This is a genomic window from Gluconacetobacter diazotrophicus PA1 5, assembly GCF_000067045.1.
Lineage (GTDB): Bacteria > Pseudomonadota > Alphaproteobacteria > Acetobacterales > Acetobacteraceae > Gluconacetobacter > Gluconacetobacter diazotrophicus.
The window spans coordinates 2,091,023-2,110,293 of record NC_010125.1 but is presented as its reverse complement, the minus strand read 5'-3'; the positions used below and the strand labels follow the sequence as shown (position 1 = coordinate 2,110,293).

The following is a 19,271-nucleotide window of genomic DNA, read 5'->3' as shown; positions in this document are numbered from 1 at the left end:
CAGACCATTCTTCTGACGACAACGGAGAATGAATGTGTCGGTGCGCAAGCTCGTACTATCAGTGGCGGCCCTGGGCTGCGTCGCCTATGGCGGAACAGTGGGGTATCTGACCCATTTCGACCATGACACCGCGCCGACATTGGGCACGAATTCTCCAACACTGGCCGATCCGGTCGCCTCGGCGGCCTTCGCCGCGATTCGCGAATCCCGGTGCGACTACTGCCATGCCCGCAATACCGACCTGCCGTTCTATTTCCATGTGCCGGTGGCGAACCAGTTGATGCAGCGCGACGTGGACCAGGGCCTGCGTCATTTCCGGATCGAGCCCGTGCTGGCCGCGTTCCAGAGCGGCGCCGTTCCGTCCGAGGAACAACTGGCGCGGATCGAGGAAGTGGTGCGCCAGAACCGCATGCCGCCGACCCTGTACCTGCTGCTGCACTGGCACGCCCATCTGTCGCAGGCGCAGCGTGACGCGCTGCTGACCTGGATCGCGGCGGAACGGCGCGCGCATTACGCGACCCCGGGGGTCGCCCCACGCTTCGCGGCCGAACCGGTGCAGCCGGTGCCCGAGACGCTGCCGGTGGATGCGGCCAAGGTCGCGCTGGGCCAGCGCCTGTTCTTCGACAAGCAATTGTCGGGGGACGGCACCCTCAATTGCGCCAGTTGCCATGCGCTGGACCATGGCGGCGTGGACGGCCGGGTCACGGCGCTGGGCATCGACAACCGCCACGGCCCGATCAACGTGCCCACCGTCTATGACGCCGCGTTCAATCAGAGCCAGTTCTGGAACGGCCGCGCCGCGACCCTGGCCGACCAGGCGGCGGGACCGGTGATGAACCCGCTGGAAATGGGATCGCACGACTGGACCGGCGTGGCCGACAAGCTGAAGCAGGACCCCACCTACCTCACCGCGTTCCAGGGCGTCTTCGGCTCGGACGAGATCACCAGGGACCGGATCACGGATGCGATCGCGGAATATGAAAAGACCCTGATCACCCCCGACAGCCGCTTCGACCGCTACCTGAAGGGCGACGACCAGGCCCTGAACGCGCAGGAAAAGAACGGCTACGCGCTGTTCAAGAGCGTGGGATGCTCGGGCTGCCACACCGGCGTCTCGCTGGGCGGGCAGGCGTTCGAGGCGATGGGCCTGGAGGGCGATTACTTCGCCGCGCGCGGCGGCACGCTGACCGATGCCGACAAGGGACGCTATATGGTGACCCATTCGGACGCCGACATGGAACGCTTCAAGGTGCCGAACCTGCGCAACATCGCCCTGACCGCGCCGTATTTCCATGACGGCAGCGTCAAGACGCTGGACCAGGCAGTGCGGGAAATGGCGCGCTACCAGACGCCCGATCACGACCTGTCGGACCACGACGTGGCCGATATCGTGGCCTTCCTCCAGACCCTGACCGGCACCTACCAGGGCCACCAACTGGCTGAAACCACGCACTGAAGGGGGAACGGATCGCGATCGGGTCTTCGGCCCGGGCGCGATCTGCTCTAAGACAGGCCCATTCCGGATGGAGGGGTGGGCGTGCGCCGACGGCGGACTCTGAGAGAAGACGAACAGGCGCTGTGGACGGCTTTCGTGCGGGATATCAAGCCGCTGGCGCGAAAGGCGGCGGCCGGTAACCCCGCTGGCGCGCCCGAGCCTGCTCCCGTTCCGGACGTCGTTCCTTCTCCGGTCCGGGGCCGCCGTGCCGCGCCCCTTGCCGCCGGATCGCCCCAGCCGGCGCCCCTGCAGCCCCGCGTGCCCGCCTATACCCTGCACCGGTCGCAGGCCAGCGTGGAAATCGGCGAACGCCGGCCGGGGCTGGATGATACCAGTTGGCGCGCCCTGGTCAGCGGCAAGCTGCGCCCGACCCGCACGCTGGACCTGCACGGGCAGAACGTGCAGGCGGCCTTTCAACGCCTTCATGCCTTCCTGGTCCAGGCACGGGCCGACAATCTGCGCTGCGTCGAGGTCATTACCGGGTTGGGGTCCGGCCGGCAGGGCGGTGTCCTGCGGCGCGAACTGCCCTTCTGGCTGGGCCGCCCGGACCTGCGGCCGCTGATCCTGGCCGTCACCCATCCGCACGCCGCCAACCAGGGATCGGTGCGGATTCTCCTGCGCCGGCGGGGCTGACTCCGGCTTCGTACCGGCACGGATCTTGCGGGGGCGCGTGCAGGACGACCTGCAAACATGCGAGCCATGCACGCAAGCCCGCTTCTTTCGCGAATGCTTCTCACTTAGCAGGGAAGGCGATATGAAGGCTGGGCACCTGCCAGGAGAAAGCGCTTGAAGGCAAAATCCCCCCGGAAGCATGGGCATTGTCGGTTATGGCGGACGGTCGCGGGCCTGGCGGCTGCCGTCGCGATGATGGCGGCGGGTGGCACGCGTGCCGCGACGATCACGGACCTGGCGGGGCGCAGCGTGGACATTCCCGCCCATGTCCACCGGATCATCCTGGGGGAGGGCAGGCTGATCTATGCCCTGGCGCCGCTGGAAAAATCCCACCTCTTCGACCGCATCGTCGGCTGGCAGGGCGAATTCCGCGATGCCGACGTCCAGAGCTACGACAAATATGTCGCGACCTTTCCGGCGGCGGCCAAGGTGGCGCTGATCGGCAAGACCACGGCCGACACGATCAGCCCCGAGAAGGTGCTGGACCTGCGCCCCGACCTGGCCATCCTGTCGGTTTCCGGACACGGTCCCGCGGCCTCCAGCGAACTGGTCGCGCAATTGCAGAGCGCGCATGTCCCGGTGGTGTTCGTCGATTTCCGTGCCCACCCGCTGGATGACACCGTCCCGTCCATGCGTATCCTGGGCGCGGTGCTGGATCGCCGGGCGGAGGCCGAGGCCTATATCGCCTTCTACCAGGCGCATCTGGACCGTATTCGCACCCGCGTCGCCACCCTGCCGCAATCCGCCCGGCCGACCGTGTTCCTGGAAATGCTGGCCGGCACCCGGGATTCCTGCTGTCACACGGCCGGCAACGGCAACATGGGCGCCTTCATCGACGCGGCGGGCGGGCGCAATATCGCCGCCCCGCTGCTGCCCGGCTATATCGGTGACATCGCGCTGGAACAGGTCATCGCCGCCAATCCCGACATCTATATCGTGGATGGCACCAAGGGGCCGGCCTATCAGGGCCTGGGCGTGCATATGGGGGCGGAGACCGATCCGGCCTCGGCCCGCGCTTCGGTGCAGGCCGTGCTGCAACGGCCCGGGATTTCCACGTTGAGCGCGGTGAAGGACGGCCATGCCTACGGGCTGTGGCATTCGTTCTACGATTCCCCGTACAATATCCTGGCCGTCGAGGTGATGGCCAAATGGTTCCATCCCGACCTGTTCCGCGACGTCGATCCCGAAGCGACCCGGACCGAGCTTTACGCGCGCTTCCTGCCCGTTCCCAATAGCGGGACCTACTGGGTGTCGGACACGCCATGACCGACACGACCCTGACGCGCCCCCGTGCGGTTCGTTCCGGGCCGGTCGATCCCGCCCTGCTGACGGCCGAGCGCGTGCGGCATGTCCGGGATTCCTATCGTCACCTGCTGCGCCGCCGCAGCCTGATCCTGGCGGTGCTGACGGTACTGATCCTGATGTCGATGCTGCTGGATTTCGCGCTGGGACCGTCCGGCCTGTCGCCCGCGACCCTGCTGCGGGTCCTGCTGCATCCGCACGACGTCCCGGCCGGGCAGAGCGTCATCGTCTGGCAGATCCGCCTGCCGTACGCGCTGATGGCGGTGTGCGTCGGCGCGGCGCTGGGCCTGTCCGGGGCCGAAATGCAGACGATCCTGAACAACCCGCTGGCCAGCCCGTTCACGCTCGGCGTATCGGCTGCGGCGGCGTTCGGGGCGTCGCTGGCGATCGTCCTGCAATGGCAGATCCCGGGCGTGCCCGCTGAATGGGTCGTTTCGGCCGATGCCTTCGCCTTCGCCATCGGTTCCGCCTTCCTGCTGGACCTGGTGTCCTGCCTGCGCGATGCCTCGACCAGCACCGTGGTGCTGTTCGGCATCGCGCTGGTCTTCACCTTTCACGCCCTGGTCTCGCTGGTCCAGTTCGTGGCCAGCGAGGACGCGCTGCAGGACCTGGTGTTCTGGACCATGGGCAGCCTGACCCGCTCGAACTGGAGCAAGGTGGGCATCCTGGCGTCGGTCTGCGCCGTCATCCTGCCCCTGTCCTTTCGCTCGGCCTGGTCGCTGACCGCCCTGCGCATGGGTGAGGAACGGGCGGCCAGCTTCGGCGTGGACGTACGCCGGGTACGCATCGGGTCGCTGCTGCGGATCAGCATCCTGTCGTCGCTGGCGGTGTCCTTCGTCGGCACCATCGGCTTCGTGGGGCTGGTCGCCCCGCATATCGCCCGCGGCCTGCTGGGCGAGGACCATCGCTTCTACCTGCCCGGCAGCGTCTTGGTCGGATGCCTGATCATGTCGCTGTCCTCGGTCGCGGCACGCAACGTGCTGCCGGGCGTCATCGTGCCCGTGGGCATCGTCACCGCCCTGGTGGGCATTCCCTTCTTCCTGGCGATCGTGCTGCGCCGCCGGGTGGCATCATGAGCGGCCTGACCGCTGCCCACGTCACGGTGCGCTATGGCCGCCGGACGGTGCTGGACGACCTTTCGGTCGGGCCGCTGCCGGCCGGCCAGGTCTCGGCCCTGCTGGGTCCGAACGGAAGCGGCAAGTCGACCCTGCTGCGCGCCCTGGCCGGGCTGGAGCGCACCGGGGCCACGGTCCGGTGCGGTGAGGCCGAACTGTCGCGCATGCGTCCCGCGCTGCGGGCCCGGCACTGCGTCTACCTGCCGCAGGCCCTGCCGCCTGCCGTGCATCTCCAGGTCCTGGAATCGGTCATCGCCGCCCGGCGCGCCGCCGCCCCGGCCGGCGACTGGGAAGACGACGAGGTCAGCGAGGCCCTGGACGTCCTGGCCCGGCTGGGCGTGGACGACCTGGCCCTGCGCTATATGGACGAACTGTCGGGCGGCCAGCGGCAACTGGTCGGGCTGGCCCAGGCGCTGGTCCGCCGCCCCGCCGTTCTGCTGCTGGACGAACCGCTCAGCGCACTGGACCTGCACCACCAGTTTTCGGTGATGCAGGTCGTCCGCCGCGAAACCCGCGCGCGCAACATGGTGACGGTGGTGGTCCTGCACGACCTGAACATCGCGCTGCAACAGGCCGATTACGTGGTGATGCTGCGGCAGGGCGTGATCGTGGGGGCCGGGACCCCCCGGCACGTCATCACCACGCAGACGCTGCAGCAGGTCTATGGGGTGCGCGCCCGCGTCGAAAGCTGCTCGCTCGGCCGGCCCCATGTCGTGGTCGATGGGGTCGAAGCCGGCCCCTGACCGACTTATCCAAGGCGCCAGTTCGGCGCGTGGGAGGCCAGCCAGCGGCGCAGGGTCAGGACGGCGGAAGTCTCGCCGGTCATGTCCCGCAGGTGGGGCGCGCAATCCGTGCCGGTGACCAGCTTGCGGCCGTTGCCGTTCATCAGGGTATCGACCGCGCCGTGGGCATCGGCCGTTGCCATGGCATGACGCCAGCCCGCGACCTGCGCCGGCGGGGTCAGCATCGGCAGCACCAGCGCCACGTCCAGCGACGCGGCGGCGGCCACGACCTTCCACGCCTCGTACAACAGGCCGTCCGGCGGGTGCCCCCGTTCCTGGGCGAAGCGTTCGGCCAGGGTCGGCACCGTGTGGCCCTGCGCGGTCATCCGCACCGTATCCGACAGGGTGAACAGCGGCGCGGCGCCACTCTGCCCCAGCGTGTCGAACATCGCGGCCAGCGCCTGGGGGGACATGGGGTCCGAAACCTGCACCACGTCCACCTTGCCGTCGCGCAGGGCCGCCAGCGCATCCTGGCGGCTGGCGAAGCCCGCGACGGGGATGGGGCGCAGGCCGAACAGCGCCATCGCCAGCACGGTGGCCAGTTCCACCCCGGTATCGGCCGATACCGCGATGCGCACCGGCCGGTCGCGCATCAGGTCGCGAAAGGTGCGGTGCAGTTCGGCGCGGCCCACCACCACGGGCGACACCAGGCTGAGCATCAGCGGAACCCACCGGCCGAAATCGAAATGGGCGCGCGGATCGCCCGCCAGCGACGCGACAAGCGCCGCGCCGGGCACCAGCAGCGCCGTGGTGCCGTCCGGCACGGTCTGGGTGTCGAACAGGTTGGCGCCGGTCACCCCGTCCTGCCCGCTGGTCAGGTGCATGCTGACCGGCCGGGGCGCATCCAGGCCCTGCGCCAGGGCAGGGGACAGGACGGTGCCCCACTTGCCCGCCACGCTGTCGGCGTTTCCGGCAACCAGCAGGGTCGGGTCGGCAATGGTGCCACCGGCGGGGACGATGTCGGCGATGCGCGTCAGGCCCCTGGCCGCGCGGGCCGGCGGCAGGCCGGCCAGGAGCGCAAGACCCGCCGTGGCGAGGAAATGGCGACGGCGCATGGTCATCTACGCCCGACCGGGTGGCGCAAACAGGACAATAACGGGCCGGGCAACGGGCAAGGGCGGCATCTCCAACGCAGGGGCCACTGCAGCGCGTATGTCGCGCCGAAATGGGGCAAGTCTATGGCAGGTGCCGGGGGTCCCCCTCGGCGGCGAGTGCGGGACTTTACGGCCAGCGGACCTCGGGGGGAAGACTCATCAGGATCGCCTCGGTATTTCCACCGGTCTTCAGGCCGAACAGCGTGCCGCGATCGTGCAGCAGGTTGAATTCCACATAGCGGCCGCGCCGGACCAGTTGCGCCTCGCGTTGGTGGGCCGTCCACCGTTCGCCCATGCGGTGGCGCACGATGGCCGGATAGGTTTCCAGGAACGCCAGCCCGACATCCCGGGTGAAGGCGAAATCGGCCGCTTCGTCCCCGCTGTTCAGCCGGTCGTAGAAGATGCCCCCCAGGCCGCGCGCCTCGCCCCGGTGCGGCAGGAAGAAGTATCTGTCGCACCATTCCTTGAAGCGCGGATAATAGGTTGGGTCATGCCGGTCGCAGGCGGCGCGGAACCCGGCATGGAACCGGGCGGCGTCGGCCTGGGCCTCGGCGCTGTCGGGGAACATCGGGGTGATGTCGCCGCCGCCGCCGAACCAGCCCTGGGTGGTGACGATCAGCCGCGTGTTGAAATGCGCGGCCGGGACCAGCGGATTGCACATATGGGCGACCAGGCTGATCCCGGTGGCGAAGAAGCGCGGGTCCTCGGCGGCGCCGGGGATCGAGGCGCGGAATTCCGGGCTGAACGTGCCCTCGACCGTGGATACGTTGACGCCCACCTTCTCGAACACCCGGCCGCGCATCAGGCTGATGACGCCGCCGCCGCCGGGGGTTCCGTCGTCATTCGTGCGGTCCCATGCCGTGCGCTGGAATGCGCCCGGGGCGGCGTGGCCGGGCAGGGCCTGCACGCTGTCGGCATCCTGCTCGATTCGCTCGAACGCCGCGCAGATCCGGTCGCGCAGCCCTTCGAACCAGGTGCTGGCCTCGGCCTTCAGCAGGTCGTGGGGGACGGGCGCGCGGGTCTCGGGCATGGTCGGGTCATCTCATGCGATTGGGGGGCAACGGCCCTACCGGTGCCCGTTCGCGCGGACGATTGCAAGAAGCCCCCCCTGCCCGGTAAGGAGTGCGAAAGACACCGCACCGTCCCGTGCGGCACGGAAGGATGGATGAATGACGGATTCAGGTTCCGGAGACGCAACGGATCAGCGGGGCGGGACCGGCGTGCTGGCATGGGTGGACGCGCGGCTGCCGGTCGTCACGGGGTTCCGCCACGAATATATCGACTACCGGACCCCGCGAAACCTGAACGGGCTGTGGAATTTCGGCGCGATCCTGACGGTGGTCCTGCTGGTGATGCTGGCCACCGGGATCTTCCTGGCCGTCAACTACACGCCGACCGCCGCCGGCGCCTTCGCGTCGGTCGAGGCGATCGAGCGCCAGTTGCCCAGTGGCTGGCTGCTGCGGTCGATCCATGTCACCGGTGCCAGCCTGTTCCTGGCGGCGCTCTATATCCATCTGTTCCGGGGCCTGTATTACGGGTCCTACAAGCGCCCGCGTGAAATCCTGTGGCTGACGGGCCTGCTGCTGCTGGTCATGGTCATGTTCACCGCCTTCGCGGGATATGTGCTGCCGTGGGGGCAGATGTCGTACTGGGGCGCCGACGTGGCGGGCAAGGCCGTGGATGCGATCCCGTTCGTGGGCCCGTGGCTGGAACATTTCCTGCAGGGCGGCGACGCGCCGGGTGACGTGTCGCTGCACCGGTTCTTCGTCCTGCATTTCGTCCTGGCGTTCGCGGTGCTGGGCGTCGTGGTCCTGCATGTCGCGGCGCTGCACGTCACCGGGTCGAACAATCCGCTGGGGATCGAACCGAAGGGCCCGCGCGATACGCTGACCTTCCACCCCTATTATACCAGCAAGGACGCGCTGGGCATGATCCTGTTCGCGCTGCTGTTCGCCGCGCTGGTGTTCTTCCTGCCGCACGTGGTGTTCGAGGCGGAAAATTTCCGGCCGGCCAATCCGCTGCACACGCCGGCGGATATCGAACCGGAATGGTATTTCCTGCCCTTCTACGGAATGCTGCAATCGGTGCCGTCGAAATTCGGCGGCCTGCTGGCGGCCGTGGGGTCCATCCTGATCCTGTTCCTGGTGCCGTGGCTGGACCGCTCGCCGATCCGCTCGGCCCGGTTTCGCCCGTTCTACCGGGTGTGCATGGTGCTGCTGGTGCTGTGCTTCATCCTGCTGGGCTTCGTCGGCCGCCACCATGCCGAAGGCGGGTGGATGATCGCCGGGCGGATCGCGCTGGTCTATTATTTCGCGCATTTCCTGGTCCTGCTGCCGCTGTCGGCCCGGACGGAACGCCATGTCGTCCTGCCGGAAAGCATAGCCGCCGCCCAAGGGCACCACGCCACGGGGCACGACGCATGAAGAAGATACTGGTCGCGCCGCTTGCCGCGGCGCTGTGCCTGGCCGCGCCCGCCGTCCATGCCGCCCCCCATGCCCCGGCCCCCCATCAGGACTGGAGCTTCGACGGTCCGCTGGGCCGCTTCGACATGGCGGCGGTCCAGCGCGGCTATGCCGTCTATGCCCAGGTCTGTTCGGCCTGCCATTCGATGAACGCCGTGACCTATGGCGACCTCGGCGCCATGGGCCTGACGGACGAGCAGGTGCGCCAGATCGCGGCCGCCCAGTCCGTCCCGGGCGGAGTGGACGCGCAGGGCGAACCGGTCACGCGCCCGGCCACGGCGGCCGACCATTTCCGCAATCCCTTCCCCAGTCCCGAGGCCGCGGCCGCCGCCAACAACGGCACGCCGCCGCCCGACCAGTCGCGGCTGGCGCTGGTCTATACCGGCGGGCCGGACCGGATCTACGCGCTGCTGACCGGCTACCGCACGCCGCCCGCCGGCTACCGGCCCAGCCATCCCGGCGCGTTCTACAACCCGTACGCCGCCGACGGGGAAATCTCGATGCCGCCGCCATTGCATGACGGGCTGGTGGATTATGCCGACGGCACCCCGGCCACGACGGCGCAGGAAGCGCGCGACGTCACCACCTTCCTGGCCTGGGTGGCGCAACCCCATCTGGCGGAGCGCCATCGCCTGGGCATCCAGGTGACGCTCTATCTTCTGTTCCTCGCCGTGCTGGCGTTCCTTCTCAAACGGAGAATCTGGTCCGATGTCCATTAATCCCGCACCCAGCCCGTCCGACGCGGACGTGATCGAACCCGTCATCGGACTGATCGGCGGGTCCGGCCTGTATGACATCGACGGGCTGGAGGAAAAGGAATGGCGCACGGTGGAAACGCCGTGGGGCCTGCCGTCCGACCAACTCCTGTTCGGCCGGCTGGACGGAGTGCGCTGCGTGTTCCTGCCACGCCACGGGCGCGGGCACCCGATCCCGCCGTCGCGCCTGAACTACCGGGCGAACATCGCGGCGCTGAAGCAGTCGGGCGTGACCGACATCGTCTCGCTCTCGGCCGTGGGATCGCTGAAGGAGGAACTGCCGCCCGGGCATTTCGTCATCATCGACCAGTTCATCGACCGGTCCTTCGCGCGGGAAAAGAGCTTCTTCGATACCGGATGCGTCGCCCATGTCTCGATGGCCGACCCGCTCTGCCCGCGCATCGGCGACGCGCTGGAGGAAACCGCGCGCGGCCTGGGGCTGGACGTCACGCGGGGCGGGACGTACCTGGTGATGGAAGGCCCGCAATTCTCCACCCGGGCGGAAAGCAACCTCTACCGGTCCTGGGGCTGTTCGGTGGTCGGCATGACCAACATGCCCGAGGCGAAGCTGGCCCGCGAGGCCGAGATCTGTTACGCGACCGTCGCCATGGTGACGGACTACGATTGCTGGCACCCGGACCATGACAGCGTCACCGTGGATGCGGTGGTCAAGGTCATGCTGTCCAATGCCGATCGCGCCCGCGCGCTGGTCAAATCCGTCATTCCGGCCCTGGGCAGCCCGCGCGGCCCGTGCCGTGCCGGCTGCGACAGGGCACTGGAACATGCGCTGATCACCGCGCCCGACCGCCGCGACCCGGCCCTGCTGGCGAAGCTGCAATCCGTCGCGGGCCGGGTGCTGGCGCGGGGCTGATCCCGGCTAGAGGTTTTTTTCGAAGAAGGCCAGGCTGCGGGTCCGTGCCAGGGACGCGGCCTGGGCGTTGAAGCTGTCGCGTTCCGAACAGCCGAACCCGTGCCCCGCATCGGGGTAGGTGAAGATCGTGACCTCGGGGTGGGCAGCGCGGATGGCGGCGATGTCGGACATCGGGATCGATCCGTCGGTCTCGCCGAAATGCAGTTCCACCGGGCAATGGGGCGTCAGGTCCTTCTGTGCTGCGATCCCGGCGCCGTACCAGCCCACGGCGGCCGCGAACAGGTCGGTCCGGCACGCCGCCAGCCACGCCAGGGTCCCGCCCCAGCAATAGCCGATGATGCCGATCCGCGCGAGCCCCAGTGCCCGCGCGGCGGCGGTCAGGTCCAGCAGCGTCTCCTCGGGCGCGATCGCCGCCCGCAGGCGTAACCCCGTCTGCACGCCGTCGGAATCGTAGGCCAGTTCCACGTCGCGCTCCGCCCGGTCGAACAGGGCCGGCGCGATGACGCGATAACCGTCGGCGGCGAACCCGTCGCATACGGCGCGGATATGGGTGTTGACACCGAAAATCTCCTGCACCACCACAAGGGCGCGGGATGCGTCGGCGGGGCCGGCGAGGTAGGCCGATAAGGTATGGCCGTCCGATGCCGTCAGGCTGGTGATCGTACCCATGGACGAAATCCTCCTGCTTTCGAGTTTCTGGAAGAGTGCCGCCATGGCCGAAATCGTCAACCTGCGACAGGCCCGGAAACGCAAGGCCCGGGCCGACAAGGCGCGCGACGCCGCCGAAAACCGCGCGCTGCATGGCCGCACCCTGTCCGAACGCGCGCGCCGGAAGCAGGAAGCCGAACGGGCGGCGCGGACACTGGACGGCGCACGCCTGGACCCCGATCCGGGCGAACCCGGCCGGGACTGACCGGTCAATGCAGCGTGAGGCAGGTCCCGGCGTGGCGGATGGCGGGGGCGGCGATCAGGCCCTGCTGCGCCACCCGCACGGAATGCAGCCGTCCCTCGATCGACCGCGTCCAGAAATCGAGGAAGCGGCGCAATTCCGGGTAGGCGGGTGCGATGTCGAGGTCCTGCCAGATATAGGTCTGGAGCAGGACCGGGTGATCCGGCAGGCGATAGAGGATTTCGGCGGTCGTCAGGCGATAGTCGTGGAGCTGAAGCCGCAGGGTCATGGATGCCTCGCTGCATGATCGACAGGAACCGACAGAATCCAGCCTGCGTGACGCCTGGGCGGAAATTCAAGAAAAATTCTTTGTTCCCAAAAGATTGGCAGTCACCGGAAGAAAGTGCTGCCGATCCTTGACACGGACGGAGGGTGATCCTACCTGTTGCTGGCACTCTCGTGCGGAGAGTGCCAAAGCGATGCGGCCTGGCGCGCGCGCCAACCGGTGGCGTCGCTTATTCAAGGGCGTTACCTTTTTTGATGTGGAGCGATCCATAATGACCAATTTTCGGCCCCTGCATGACCGTGTGGTCGTCCGTCGCCTGACCGGCGAAGAGAAGACGGCCGGCGGCATCATCATCCCCGACACCGCCAAGGAAAAGCCGATGGAAGGCGAGGTCATCTCGGCTGGTCCGGGTGCGCGGAACGAGCAGGGACAGATCGTCGCCCTGGACGTCAAGGCGGGCGACAAGGTGCTGTTCGGCAAATGGTCGGGCACCGAAGTGAAGATCAATGGCGAGGAGCTGCTGATCATGAAGGAAAGCGACATCATGGGCGTGATCGCCTGAGGTCTCCCCTCCTTTTCCCTCTGATCGACAAGATTCCTACAGGAGAATTCTGATATGGCAGCCAAGGACGTAAAGTTCGGTGGTGACGCACGCCAGCGCATGCTGCGGGGCGTGGACATTCTGGCCGACGCGGTGAAGGTGACCCTGGGCCCGAAGGGCCGGAACGTCGTGCTCGACAAGAGCTTCGGCGCGCCGCGCATCACCAAGGACGGCGTTTCCGTCGCCAAGGAAATCGAACTGGCCGACAAGTTCGAGAACATGGGCGCCCAGATGGTGCGCGAAGTGGCGTCGAAGACCAACGACGTCGCCGGTGACGGCACCACGACCGCGACCGTTCTGGCCCAGGCCATCGTCCGCGAGGGTGCCAAGGCCGTTGCGGCCGGCATGAACCCGATGGACCTGAAGCGCGGCATCGACAAGGCCGTCATCGCGGTCGTCGAGGAGTTGAAGAAGAACACCAAGAAGATCACGACCCCGGCCGAAACGGCGCAGGTCGGCACGATCTCGGCCAACGGCGAGCATGAGATCGGCGAGATGATCTCGCAGGCCATGCAGAAGGTCGGCAGCGAAGGCGTCATCACGGTGGAAGAGGCCAAGGGCCTGCACACCGAACTGGACGTCGTCGAGGGCATGCAGTTCGATCGCGGCTATATCTCCCCGTATTTCATCACGAACGCGGAGAAGATGGTTGCCGACCTGGACAACCCCTACATCCTGATCCACGAAAAGAAGCTGTCGTCGCTGCAGCCGATGCTGCCGCTGCTGGAGAGCGTCGTGCAGTCCGGCCGTCCGCTGCTGATCATCGCCGAGGACGTCGATGGCGAGGCGCTGGCGACCCTGGTCGTCAACAAGCTGCGTGGTGGCCTGAAGATCGCCGCCGTCAAGGCGCCGGGCTTCGGTGATCGTCGCAAGGCGATGCTGGAAGACATCGCGATCCTGACCGGTGGACAGGTCATCAGCGAAGATCTGGGCATCAAGCTGGAGACCGTGACCCTGGCGATGCTGGGCCGTGCGAAGAAGGTCCGCATCGAGAAGGAAAACACCACGATCGTCGAGGGCGCCGGCGCGTCCGACGACATCAAGGGCCGTTGCGGCCAGATCCGCGCGCAGATCGAGGAGACCACCTCGGACTACGATCGCGAGAAGCTGCAGGAGCGTCTGGCGAAGCTGGCGGGCGGCGTCGCCGTCATCCGCGTCGGCGGCTCGACCGAGGTCGAGGTGAAGGAGCGCAAGGACCGCGTCGACGACGCGCTGCATGCGACCCGCGCCGCGGTCGAGGAAGGCATCGTCCCCGGCGGCGGCACGGCGCTGGCGCGTGCGTCCACCGCCCTGGGCAACCTGCATTTCCACAATGACGACCAGCGCGTCGGCGCGGAAATCATCCGCAAGGCCCTGCAGGCTCCGCTGCGCCAGATCGCCCACAACGCGGGCGAAGACGGTGCGGTCATCGCCGGCAAGGTGCTGGAAAGCAACGACTACAACTACGGCTTCGACGCCCAGATCGGCGATTACAAGGATCTGGTGGCTGCCGGTATCATCGACCCGACCAAGGTCGTGCGGACCGCGCTGCAGGACGCGTCGTCGGTTGCCGGCCTGCTGATCACCACCGAGGCGATGGTGGCCGAGAAGCCGGAAAAGAAGGCCCCGGCCATGCCCGCCGGTGGCGGCATGGGCGGCATGGGCGACATGGATTTCTAAGATCCATGAAACCGGTCCGGTGGCGGAATGCCGCCGGATCGGCGTCCGGTTACTCGGAAAAGAAGGCCGTCCGGTTTCGGGCGGCCTTTTTTTACGTTTTTTTTAAGAAATTCCCGCCGCTCGCATGGTTTGACAAGCGGTAACAATTTGTGCGCCCATGCGGGGACTGCATCGGCAGCGATCGTCGGCGGAACCGTCCGCCGGGGAGGCGTATCCGATGGACAGGTTATGTACAGATCGGCGGCAAGCCGGACAGCCAAGGATAGATCGACTATGGCGACGGGAACTGTGAAGTGGTTCAACGCGACCAAGGGCTTCGGATTCATCATGCCGGAAGATGGCGGCAAGGATGTGTTCGTCCACATTACGGCTGTCCAGGCGGCCGGGCTGCGCGGCCTGAACGAAAACCAGCGCGTCAGCTATGACGTGGTGACCGAGCGCGGCAAGGCGGCGGCTTCGAACCTCAAGCCGCTCTGATCGCGACCCGCATCAGGACGTGAAGGACGGGGAGGGCGGAAAACCGTCTTCCCCGTTTTCATGTCCGCGCAGGAAGGATTCCATGTCCCGCGCCACCTCGCCCAGCCCGGCGCGGCGCACGGCGACCCCCTCGGGGAACGCGGACAGCAGGCGCGACGGTGCGCGCCGGTCCAGCAGGACGAACACGCCGCGATCGGAACTGCTGCGGATCAACCGGCCGAAGGCCTGCCGCAGGCGCAGCCGCGCGATCCGGTCGTCATATTCGCCGGGCTGGCCGCGTGACAGGTGGGTCCGCCGTTCGCGATGCAGGATGTCCGGCCGGGGCCAGGGCACACGCTCGAACACCACCAGGCGTAGCGATCGGTCCGGCACGTCCACGCCATCGCGCATCGCATCCGTGCCCAGACAGGCAGGAATTGGCTTCGGAACGGAAGATGTCGACCAGTGTCGCATTGTCCATGCCGTCGACATGCTGGGCGTAGAGCGGGATCCCGGCGTCTCCAGGGGCCGCGACAGGCGCTGGTGCACCGCGCGCAGGCGCGAGATCGCCGTGAACAGTCCCAGCCCCCCGCCGCCCGCGGCCTGGAACAGGGTCCGGTATGCCCCCGCCAGGGCGCCGATATCGTCGTGGGCCACGTCATTGACGATGAAGGCCCGGCTCTGCCGCCGATAATCGAACGGACTGGCCACCGCCGCCCGCAGGGCGGGCGAGGGCAGGTGGCTGGCGCCGGTCCGTGCCTCCGCCGCTTCCCAGGCGCGCTCGGCCTCGTCGCCGTCGCCGCGGCCGTTCTCGTCGCGCAGGGTGGCGGATGTCGTCAGGATGCCATGGGCGGGCGCCGCCAGGACCGCCGCGAACGGAATGGTTGGGTCCAGCCAGTGCCGGTGCAGGCCGACATCCTGCTCGCCGGGGCGCTGGCCCTCGCGCCGGTCCAGCCGGATGAAATCGATATGTTGGGGGGTGCCGCGTTCCGCCATCCCGCCGGGACCATCCTCCGGCCCCCCGATCGCGCGCAGCATGGCGACCCAGCCCTCGACACGGCTCAGCGCCCGGCGGCGCAGGGTACGGACCGCCGCCTCGATTCGCTCCCGCGTGGCGGAGTCCAGGTCTCCCGTATCGTCCTCCAGCCGTTCCAGCAGGCGCTCGACCAAGGTGCGCAGGGCGACGGCCAGCCGGTCCAGCGCGCGCGCCAGCGCCGCTGCCGCCGCCGGCAACGCGTCGGACAGGGGATGAAGGTCGCACTCGATGGCGCCGCCCCGGTGCCCCGTATGCCCCGGCTCGTTGGCGCGGGACCGGGCCAGGACCTGCCGCGCCAGCAGATGCAGCATCCATTCGCATGGATTGGGCAGGGTCGCGTCCGCCAGGACCGGCGCTGCCGGGACCGGTCCCGCCAGGGCCGGCATCGCTTCGTCCTCCCCGGCCTGCGGCACGGGTTCCAGGACCGGGTGCAGGGCATCGGCCAGCCTGGCGGACCAGCCGGGCGGGGGCAGGGCGTGCGCGGCCTGCAGGACGGCCTCCAGCGGTGCCTCCAGGCGCGGCTGGCCCACTACCAGATCGTCCAGCCGGCGCTTCAGGCCCCGCGCGCGTGACCGCGCGCCTTCCGCCCCCAGCAGCCAGCGGCGCAGTTCCGCCGCCTCCAGGCCCGACAGTTCCGTGGAAAACGCGCTGTCGGCGGCGTCCATCACGTGATGGCCCTCGTCGAAGACATAGCGGGTCGGGATGTTGTCCTCGTCCGCGCCGCTCTCGCCGTCCATCGCGTGCCATGCGGCCTGGGCCATCACCAGCGCATGGTTGGCGATCACCAGGTCGGCCTCGCGCGCGCGGCGGATCGAATGCTCGACGAAGCAGCGCTGGTAATGCGGACAGGCGCCATGGATGCACTCGCCCCGCCGGTCGGCGATGCCGGCCAGCAGCCCGCGCCCGAACAGGTCGCCGAACCAGCCGGGCAGGTCGCCGCCCAGCAGGTCGCCGTCTGCGGTGGCGCCGGCCCAGCGCGCGACCAGCGACAGCCCGATGATGGCACCGGAGGGGCCGCCCCGGCTGCCGGCCATGTTCACGGCTTCTTCCATGTTCAGCAGGCACAGATAGTTTTCCCGCCCCTTGCGCAGCACGACATGCCGCCGTCGCACCGCCGGGTCGGGATACAGGCGCGACAGTTCGCCCTCGATCTGCCGCTGCAGGTGCCGGGTGTAGGTGCTGATCCAGACGGCGCCGCCATTGCGCTCGGCCCACAGGCTGGCCGGCGCGACGTAGCCCAGCGTCTTGCCGGTGCCGGTCCCTGGCCTCGTGCCAGCACCATATGCGGGTCGCCACGGACCAGCCGGGGGGCGAAGGCGGCGCTGGCCGCGCCGGCGAAGTCGGCCTGACCCGCCCGGCTTTCCTGCCTGCGGGCCCAGCATCTCGCCCAGCCGCCGCCGCGCGTCGGCGGCCGAAACCGGATGGTTGGCGGGGGCGGGGCGGGGGGCCGTGTCCTCCCATCTCGGCAGGCGGCGCCAGACGCGGATCGCATCGCCCGGTTGCAGGGCCTCGGGCGGCAAGGGGTGGGCCGCGCCCAGCGCCGCCAGCACGCTGCCGCCCCAGGCCCAGCCGGCGCGGTCCATCCGGATTGCCAGGGCCGCCATGTCCTCACCCGCCGGGGTCATGCGCAGCGCCGCCGCGCGATCCAGCAGGATATCGGCCAATTCGGGCAGCAGGTCGGCCTCGGCCGCGCCGATCCGGGCATCGTCCAGGTCCAGCGCCTGCGCCAGGCCCCGCACCGTGGGGGGAATAGTGCGGCCGGGCAGGACGAAGGTGAACAGTTCCAGCAGGTCCAGCCACGGCGTGGGCTGCGGCAGGGGGGGCAGGCCCAGCCTGCGGGCGGTCAGGGGCGCATGCACCACCAGCGGCGCCGGCCAGGCGCGCAGTTCGCGCACCGCTTCCTCGGCGGCCAGGGTCAGGACCTCGCCATCCGGCGTCAGCAGCGAGCACGAACCGTGGCGCGCCACCAGGGCGGGCGGCATGTCCGGGGAGGGAAGCGGGGCGGCCATGACAGGAACATATAGGGCACAACGCCCAGCCTGTCGCCCACCCAGCGGCCAATGCGCGATTATTCCATGGCGCCGATCGTGTATGGTGTGGATTGACCCGTTCCGCTCCAGTTCATAGCTTTTGGCCCATCATGTCCGAACAGAACCGTACCGACCCCGTTTCCCTGCCCAAGGCCTGGCCGTTCGAGGAGGCCGCCAAACTGGCGGCCCACGTCGAAGGGAAGGCCGGCCCGGCGGATGCTCCCGCCCTGCTGGAAACCGGCTATGGGCCCTCCGGCCTGCCGCATATCGGCACGTTCGGCGAGGTCGCGCGCACATCGTGGGTGTGTCAGGCCTATACCCGGCTGACGGGGCGGCCGACGCGGCTGCTGGCCTTTTCCGACGACATGGACGCGCTGCGCAAGGTGCCGGACAACGTGCCCAACGGCGACATGCTGCGCCAGCACCTGGGCAAGCCGCTGTCGCGCATCCCCGACCCGTTCGGCACCCACGAATCGTTCGCCGCCCACAACAATGCCCGGCTGCGTTCGTTCCTGGACGGATTCGGCTTCACGTACGAATTCGCGTCCTCGACCGATTACTACACCGGCGGGCTGTTCGATGCCGCGCTGCGCCGGGTGCTGGAAGTGCACGACGAGATCGTCGCGGTCATCGCCCCGACCCTGGGGCCGGACCGCCGCGCCACCTATTCCCCGGTCCTGCCGATCCATCCGCGCACCGGCATGGTGATGCAGGTGCGCATGGATGCGATCGACCCGGCGGCCGGCACCGTCCGCTGGACCGACGACGACGGCACCGTCTTCGAGACCCCGGTGACCGGCGGCCATGCCAAGATGCAGTGGAAGGCCGACTGGGCCATGCGCTGGTTCGCGCTGGGCGTGGATTACGAAATGTCGGGCAAGGACCTGATCGACAGCGTCAAGCTGTCGGGCAAGATCTGCCGCATCCTGGGTGGCCAGCCGCCCGCCGGCCTGACCTACGAACTCTTCCTGGACGAAAACGGCCAGAAGATTTCCAAGTCCAAGGGCAACGGCATTTCGGTCGAGGAATGGCTGCGCTACGCCCCGCCCGAAAGCCTGGGCCAGTATATGTTCAATGCCCCGCAGAGGGCGAAGCGCCTGTTCTTCGACGTCATCCCCAAGGCGGCCGACGAGTACCTGGCCAATGTCGCGCGTGCGCAGGCGCTGCCGGATAACGATCCCGCGCTGCTGTCCAACCCGGCCTGGTTCATCCATGGCGGCCCGATCGGCGCGGATGCCGGCAGCCCGCTGACATTCGGCATGCTGCTGAACCTGGCCAGCGTCGCGAATGCCGAAACCCCGGACGTGCTGTGGAAATTCATCCGCCGCTATGACGCCGCCGCCTCGCCCGAGACCTGCCAGCTGCTGGCGCGGCTGGTGGACCACGCGATCGTCTATTACGCCGATTTCGTCCGTCCCGCGAAGACCTATCGCCAGCCCGACGCGCGCGAGCGCGCGGCCCTGTCCGACCTGGCGGACAGCCTGCGCGGGCTGGCGGACGGGCCGTCCGACCCCGATACGCTGCAGAACCTGGTGTTCGAGATCGGCAAGCGCCACGGGTTCGAGCCGCTGCGCACCTGGTTCGGCTGCCTGTACGAGGTCCTGCTGGGCCAGACCGAGGGGCCGCGCTTCGGCATCTTCATCGGCCTGTACGGCGTGGCGGAAACGGTGGCGCTGATCGAGGCCGCGCTGCTTCGTCCCTCGGTCGAGGCCCCGGCCGGCGGTGCCGGCTGAGAGCCGCGACATCCCTGTCATGACGTTTCGCAG

18 protein-coding genes are annotated in these 19,271 nt (G+C 68.5%); 13 read left to right on the top strand and 5 right to left on the bottom strand.

The features are described 5' to 3' along the window. Window positions 1-34: 34 nt before the first annotated feature. From GDI_RS09845 to GDI_RS09825, 5 genes are all read left to right on the top strand, one after another. A complete protein-coding gene (locus GDI_RS09845) occupies window positions 35-1,456 on the top strand; it encodes a cytochrome-c peroxidase (protein ID WP_012553048.1) in 1,422 nt (473 codons plus the stop codon). Between the two features lie 81 nt (window positions 1,457-1,537). Then, window positions 1,538-2,128, top strand: coding sequence for a Smr/MutS family protein (locus tag GDI_RS09840; RefSeq protein WP_012553047.1), 591 nt, complete (start codon window positions 1,538-1,540; stop codon window positions 2,126-2,128). A 153-nt stretch (window positions 2,129-2,281) separates the two neighbouring features. Then, window positions 2,282-3,433, top strand: a complete 1,152-nt coding sequence (locus GDI_RS09835; protein ID WP_012225763.1) for an ABC transporter substrate-binding protein — start codon at window positions 2,282-2,284, stop codon at window positions 3,431-3,433. Then, the gene (locus GDI_RS09830) at window positions 3,430-4,545 is read left to right on the top strand and encodes a FecCD family ABC transporter permease (RefSeq protein WP_012225762.1); all 1,116 of its coding nucleotides are present in this window, start codon (window positions 3,430-3,432) and stop codon (window positions 4,543-4,545) included. Before GDI_RS09835 ends, GDI_RS09830 begins: the two co-directional genes overlap by 4 nt. Continuing rightward, the gene (locus tag GDI_RS09825) at window positions 4,542-5,327 is read left to right on the top strand and encodes an ABC transporter ATP-binding protein (protein WP_012225761.1); all 786 of its coding nucleotides are present in this window, start codon (window positions 4,542-4,544) and stop codon (window positions 5,325-5,327) included. The genes GDI_RS09830 and GDI_RS09825 overlap by 4 nt, the downstream gene beginning before the upstream one ends. 5 nt (window positions 5,328-5,332) lie before the next feature. Here GDI_RS09825 and GDI_RS09820 read toward each other — a convergent pair whose 3' ends face one another. Continuing rightward, entirely contained in the window at window positions 5,333-6,427 is a 1,095-nt protein-coding gene (locus tag GDI_RS09820) for a substrate-binding domain-containing protein (RefSeq protein ID WP_012225760.1), read from the bottom strand. A gap of 160 nt (window positions 6,428-6,587) precedes the next feature. Further along, window positions 6,588-7,490 carry an oxygen-dependent coproporphyrinogen oxidase gene (hemF, locus tag GDI_RS09815; protein ID WP_012225759.1) on the bottom strand — a complete coding sequence of 301 codons (903 nt, stop codon included), beginning with the start codon at window positions 7,488-7,490 and terminating at the stop codon, window positions 6,588-6,590. Between the two features lie 139 nt (window positions 7,491-7,629). Here hemF and GDI_RS09810 point away from each other — a divergent pair, with 139 nt between their 5' ends. From GDI_RS09810 to GDI_RS09800, 3 genes are read left to right on the top strand one after another with little or no spacing between them, the layout of a single operon-like run. After that, the gene (locus GDI_RS09810) at window positions 7,630-8,883 is read left to right on the top strand and encodes a cytochrome b (protein WP_012225757.1); all 1,254 of its coding nucleotides are present in this window, start codon (window positions 7,630-7,632) and stop codon (window positions 8,881-8,883) included. Continuing rightward, window positions 8,880-9,641: a cytochrome c1 gene (locus tag GDI_RS09805; protein ID WP_012225755.1), complete on the top strand. Its 762-nt coding sequence runs from the start codon at window positions 8,880-8,882 to the stop codon at window positions 9,639-9,641. The genes GDI_RS09810 and GDI_RS09805 overlap by 4 nt, the downstream gene beginning before the upstream one ends. Further along, on the top strand, window positions 9,631-10,548 hold the full coding sequence (locus tag GDI_RS09800; protein WP_012553046.1) for an S-methyl-5'-thioadenosine phosphorylase: 918 nt from the start codon (window positions 9,631-9,633) through the stop codon (window positions 10,546-10,548). Before GDI_RS09805 ends, GDI_RS09800 begins: the two co-directional genes overlap by 11 nt. Window positions 10,549-10,554: 6 nt before the next feature. Here GDI_RS09800 and GDI_RS09795 read toward each other — a convergent pair whose 3' ends face one another. Next, window positions 10,555-11,217 (bottom strand): dienelactone hydrolase family protein, encoded by a 663-nt coding sequence (locus GDI_RS09795; protein ID WP_012225752.1) that lies wholly within the window; start codon window positions 11,215-11,217, stop codon window positions 10,555-10,557. Here GDI_RS09795 and GDI_RS09790 point away from each other — a divergent pair. Further along, window positions 11,216-11,461 carry a DUF4169 family protein gene (locus GDI_RS09790; protein ID WP_231854088.1) on the top strand — a complete coding sequence of 82 codons (246 nt, stop codon included), beginning with the start codon at window positions 11,216-11,218 and terminating at the stop codon, window positions 11,459-11,461. The two genes, GDI_RS09795 and GDI_RS09790, sit on opposite strands and share 2 nt — an antisense overlap. A gap of 4 nt (window positions 11,462-11,465) precedes the next feature. On the opposite strand, the gene GDI_RS09785 is transcribed toward GDI_RS09790, so the two are convergent. Further along, the gene (locus GDI_RS09785; RefSeq protein WP_012225750.1) at window positions 11,466-11,726 is read right to left on the bottom strand and encodes an usg protein; all 261 of its coding nucleotides are present in this window, start codon (window positions 11,724-11,726) and stop codon (window positions 11,466-11,468) included. A 268-nt stretch (window positions 11,727-11,994) separates the two neighbouring features. Here GDI_RS09785 and GDI_RS09780 point away from each other — a divergent pair, with 268 nt between their 5' ends. From GDI_RS09780 to GDI_RS09770, 3 genes are all read left to right on the top strand, one after another. Beyond that, complete coding sequence (locus tag GDI_RS09780; RefSeq protein WP_012225748.1) at window positions 11,995-12,285, top strand: co-chaperone GroES; 291 nt, start codon at window positions 11,995-11,997, stop codon at window positions 12,283-12,285. Between the two features lie 54 nt (window positions 12,286-12,339). Beyond that, window positions 12,340-13,983 carry a chaperonin GroEL gene (groL, locus tag GDI_RS09775; protein ID WP_012225747.1) on the top strand — a complete coding sequence of 548 codons (1,644 nt, stop codon included), beginning with the start codon at window positions 12,340-12,342 and terminating at the stop codon, window positions 13,981-13,983. A gap of 273 nt (window positions 13,984-14,256) precedes the next feature. Next, window positions 14,257-14,460: a cold-shock protein gene (locus GDI_RS09770; protein WP_012225746.1), complete on the top strand. Its 204-nt coding sequence runs from the start codon at window positions 14,257-14,259 to the stop codon at window positions 14,458-14,460. Between the two features lie 12 nt (window positions 14,461-14,472). On the opposite strand, the gene GDI_RS20495 is transcribed toward GDI_RS09770, so the two are convergent. Then, a complete protein-coding gene (locus GDI_RS20495) occupies window positions 14,473-17,484 on the bottom strand; it encodes an ATP-dependent DNA helicase (RefSeq protein ID WP_012225745.1) in 3,012 nt (1,003 codons plus the stop codon). A gap of 131 nt (window positions 17,485-17,615) precedes the next feature. Here GDI_RS20495 and GDI_RS09760 point away from each other — a divergent pair, with 131 nt between their 5' ends. Further along, entirely contained in the window at window positions 17,616-19,238 is a 1,623-nt protein-coding gene (locus tag GDI_RS09760; RefSeq protein ID WP_012225744.1) for a lysine--tRNA ligase, read from the top strand. Window positions 19,239-19,271: the final 33 nt, after the last annotated feature.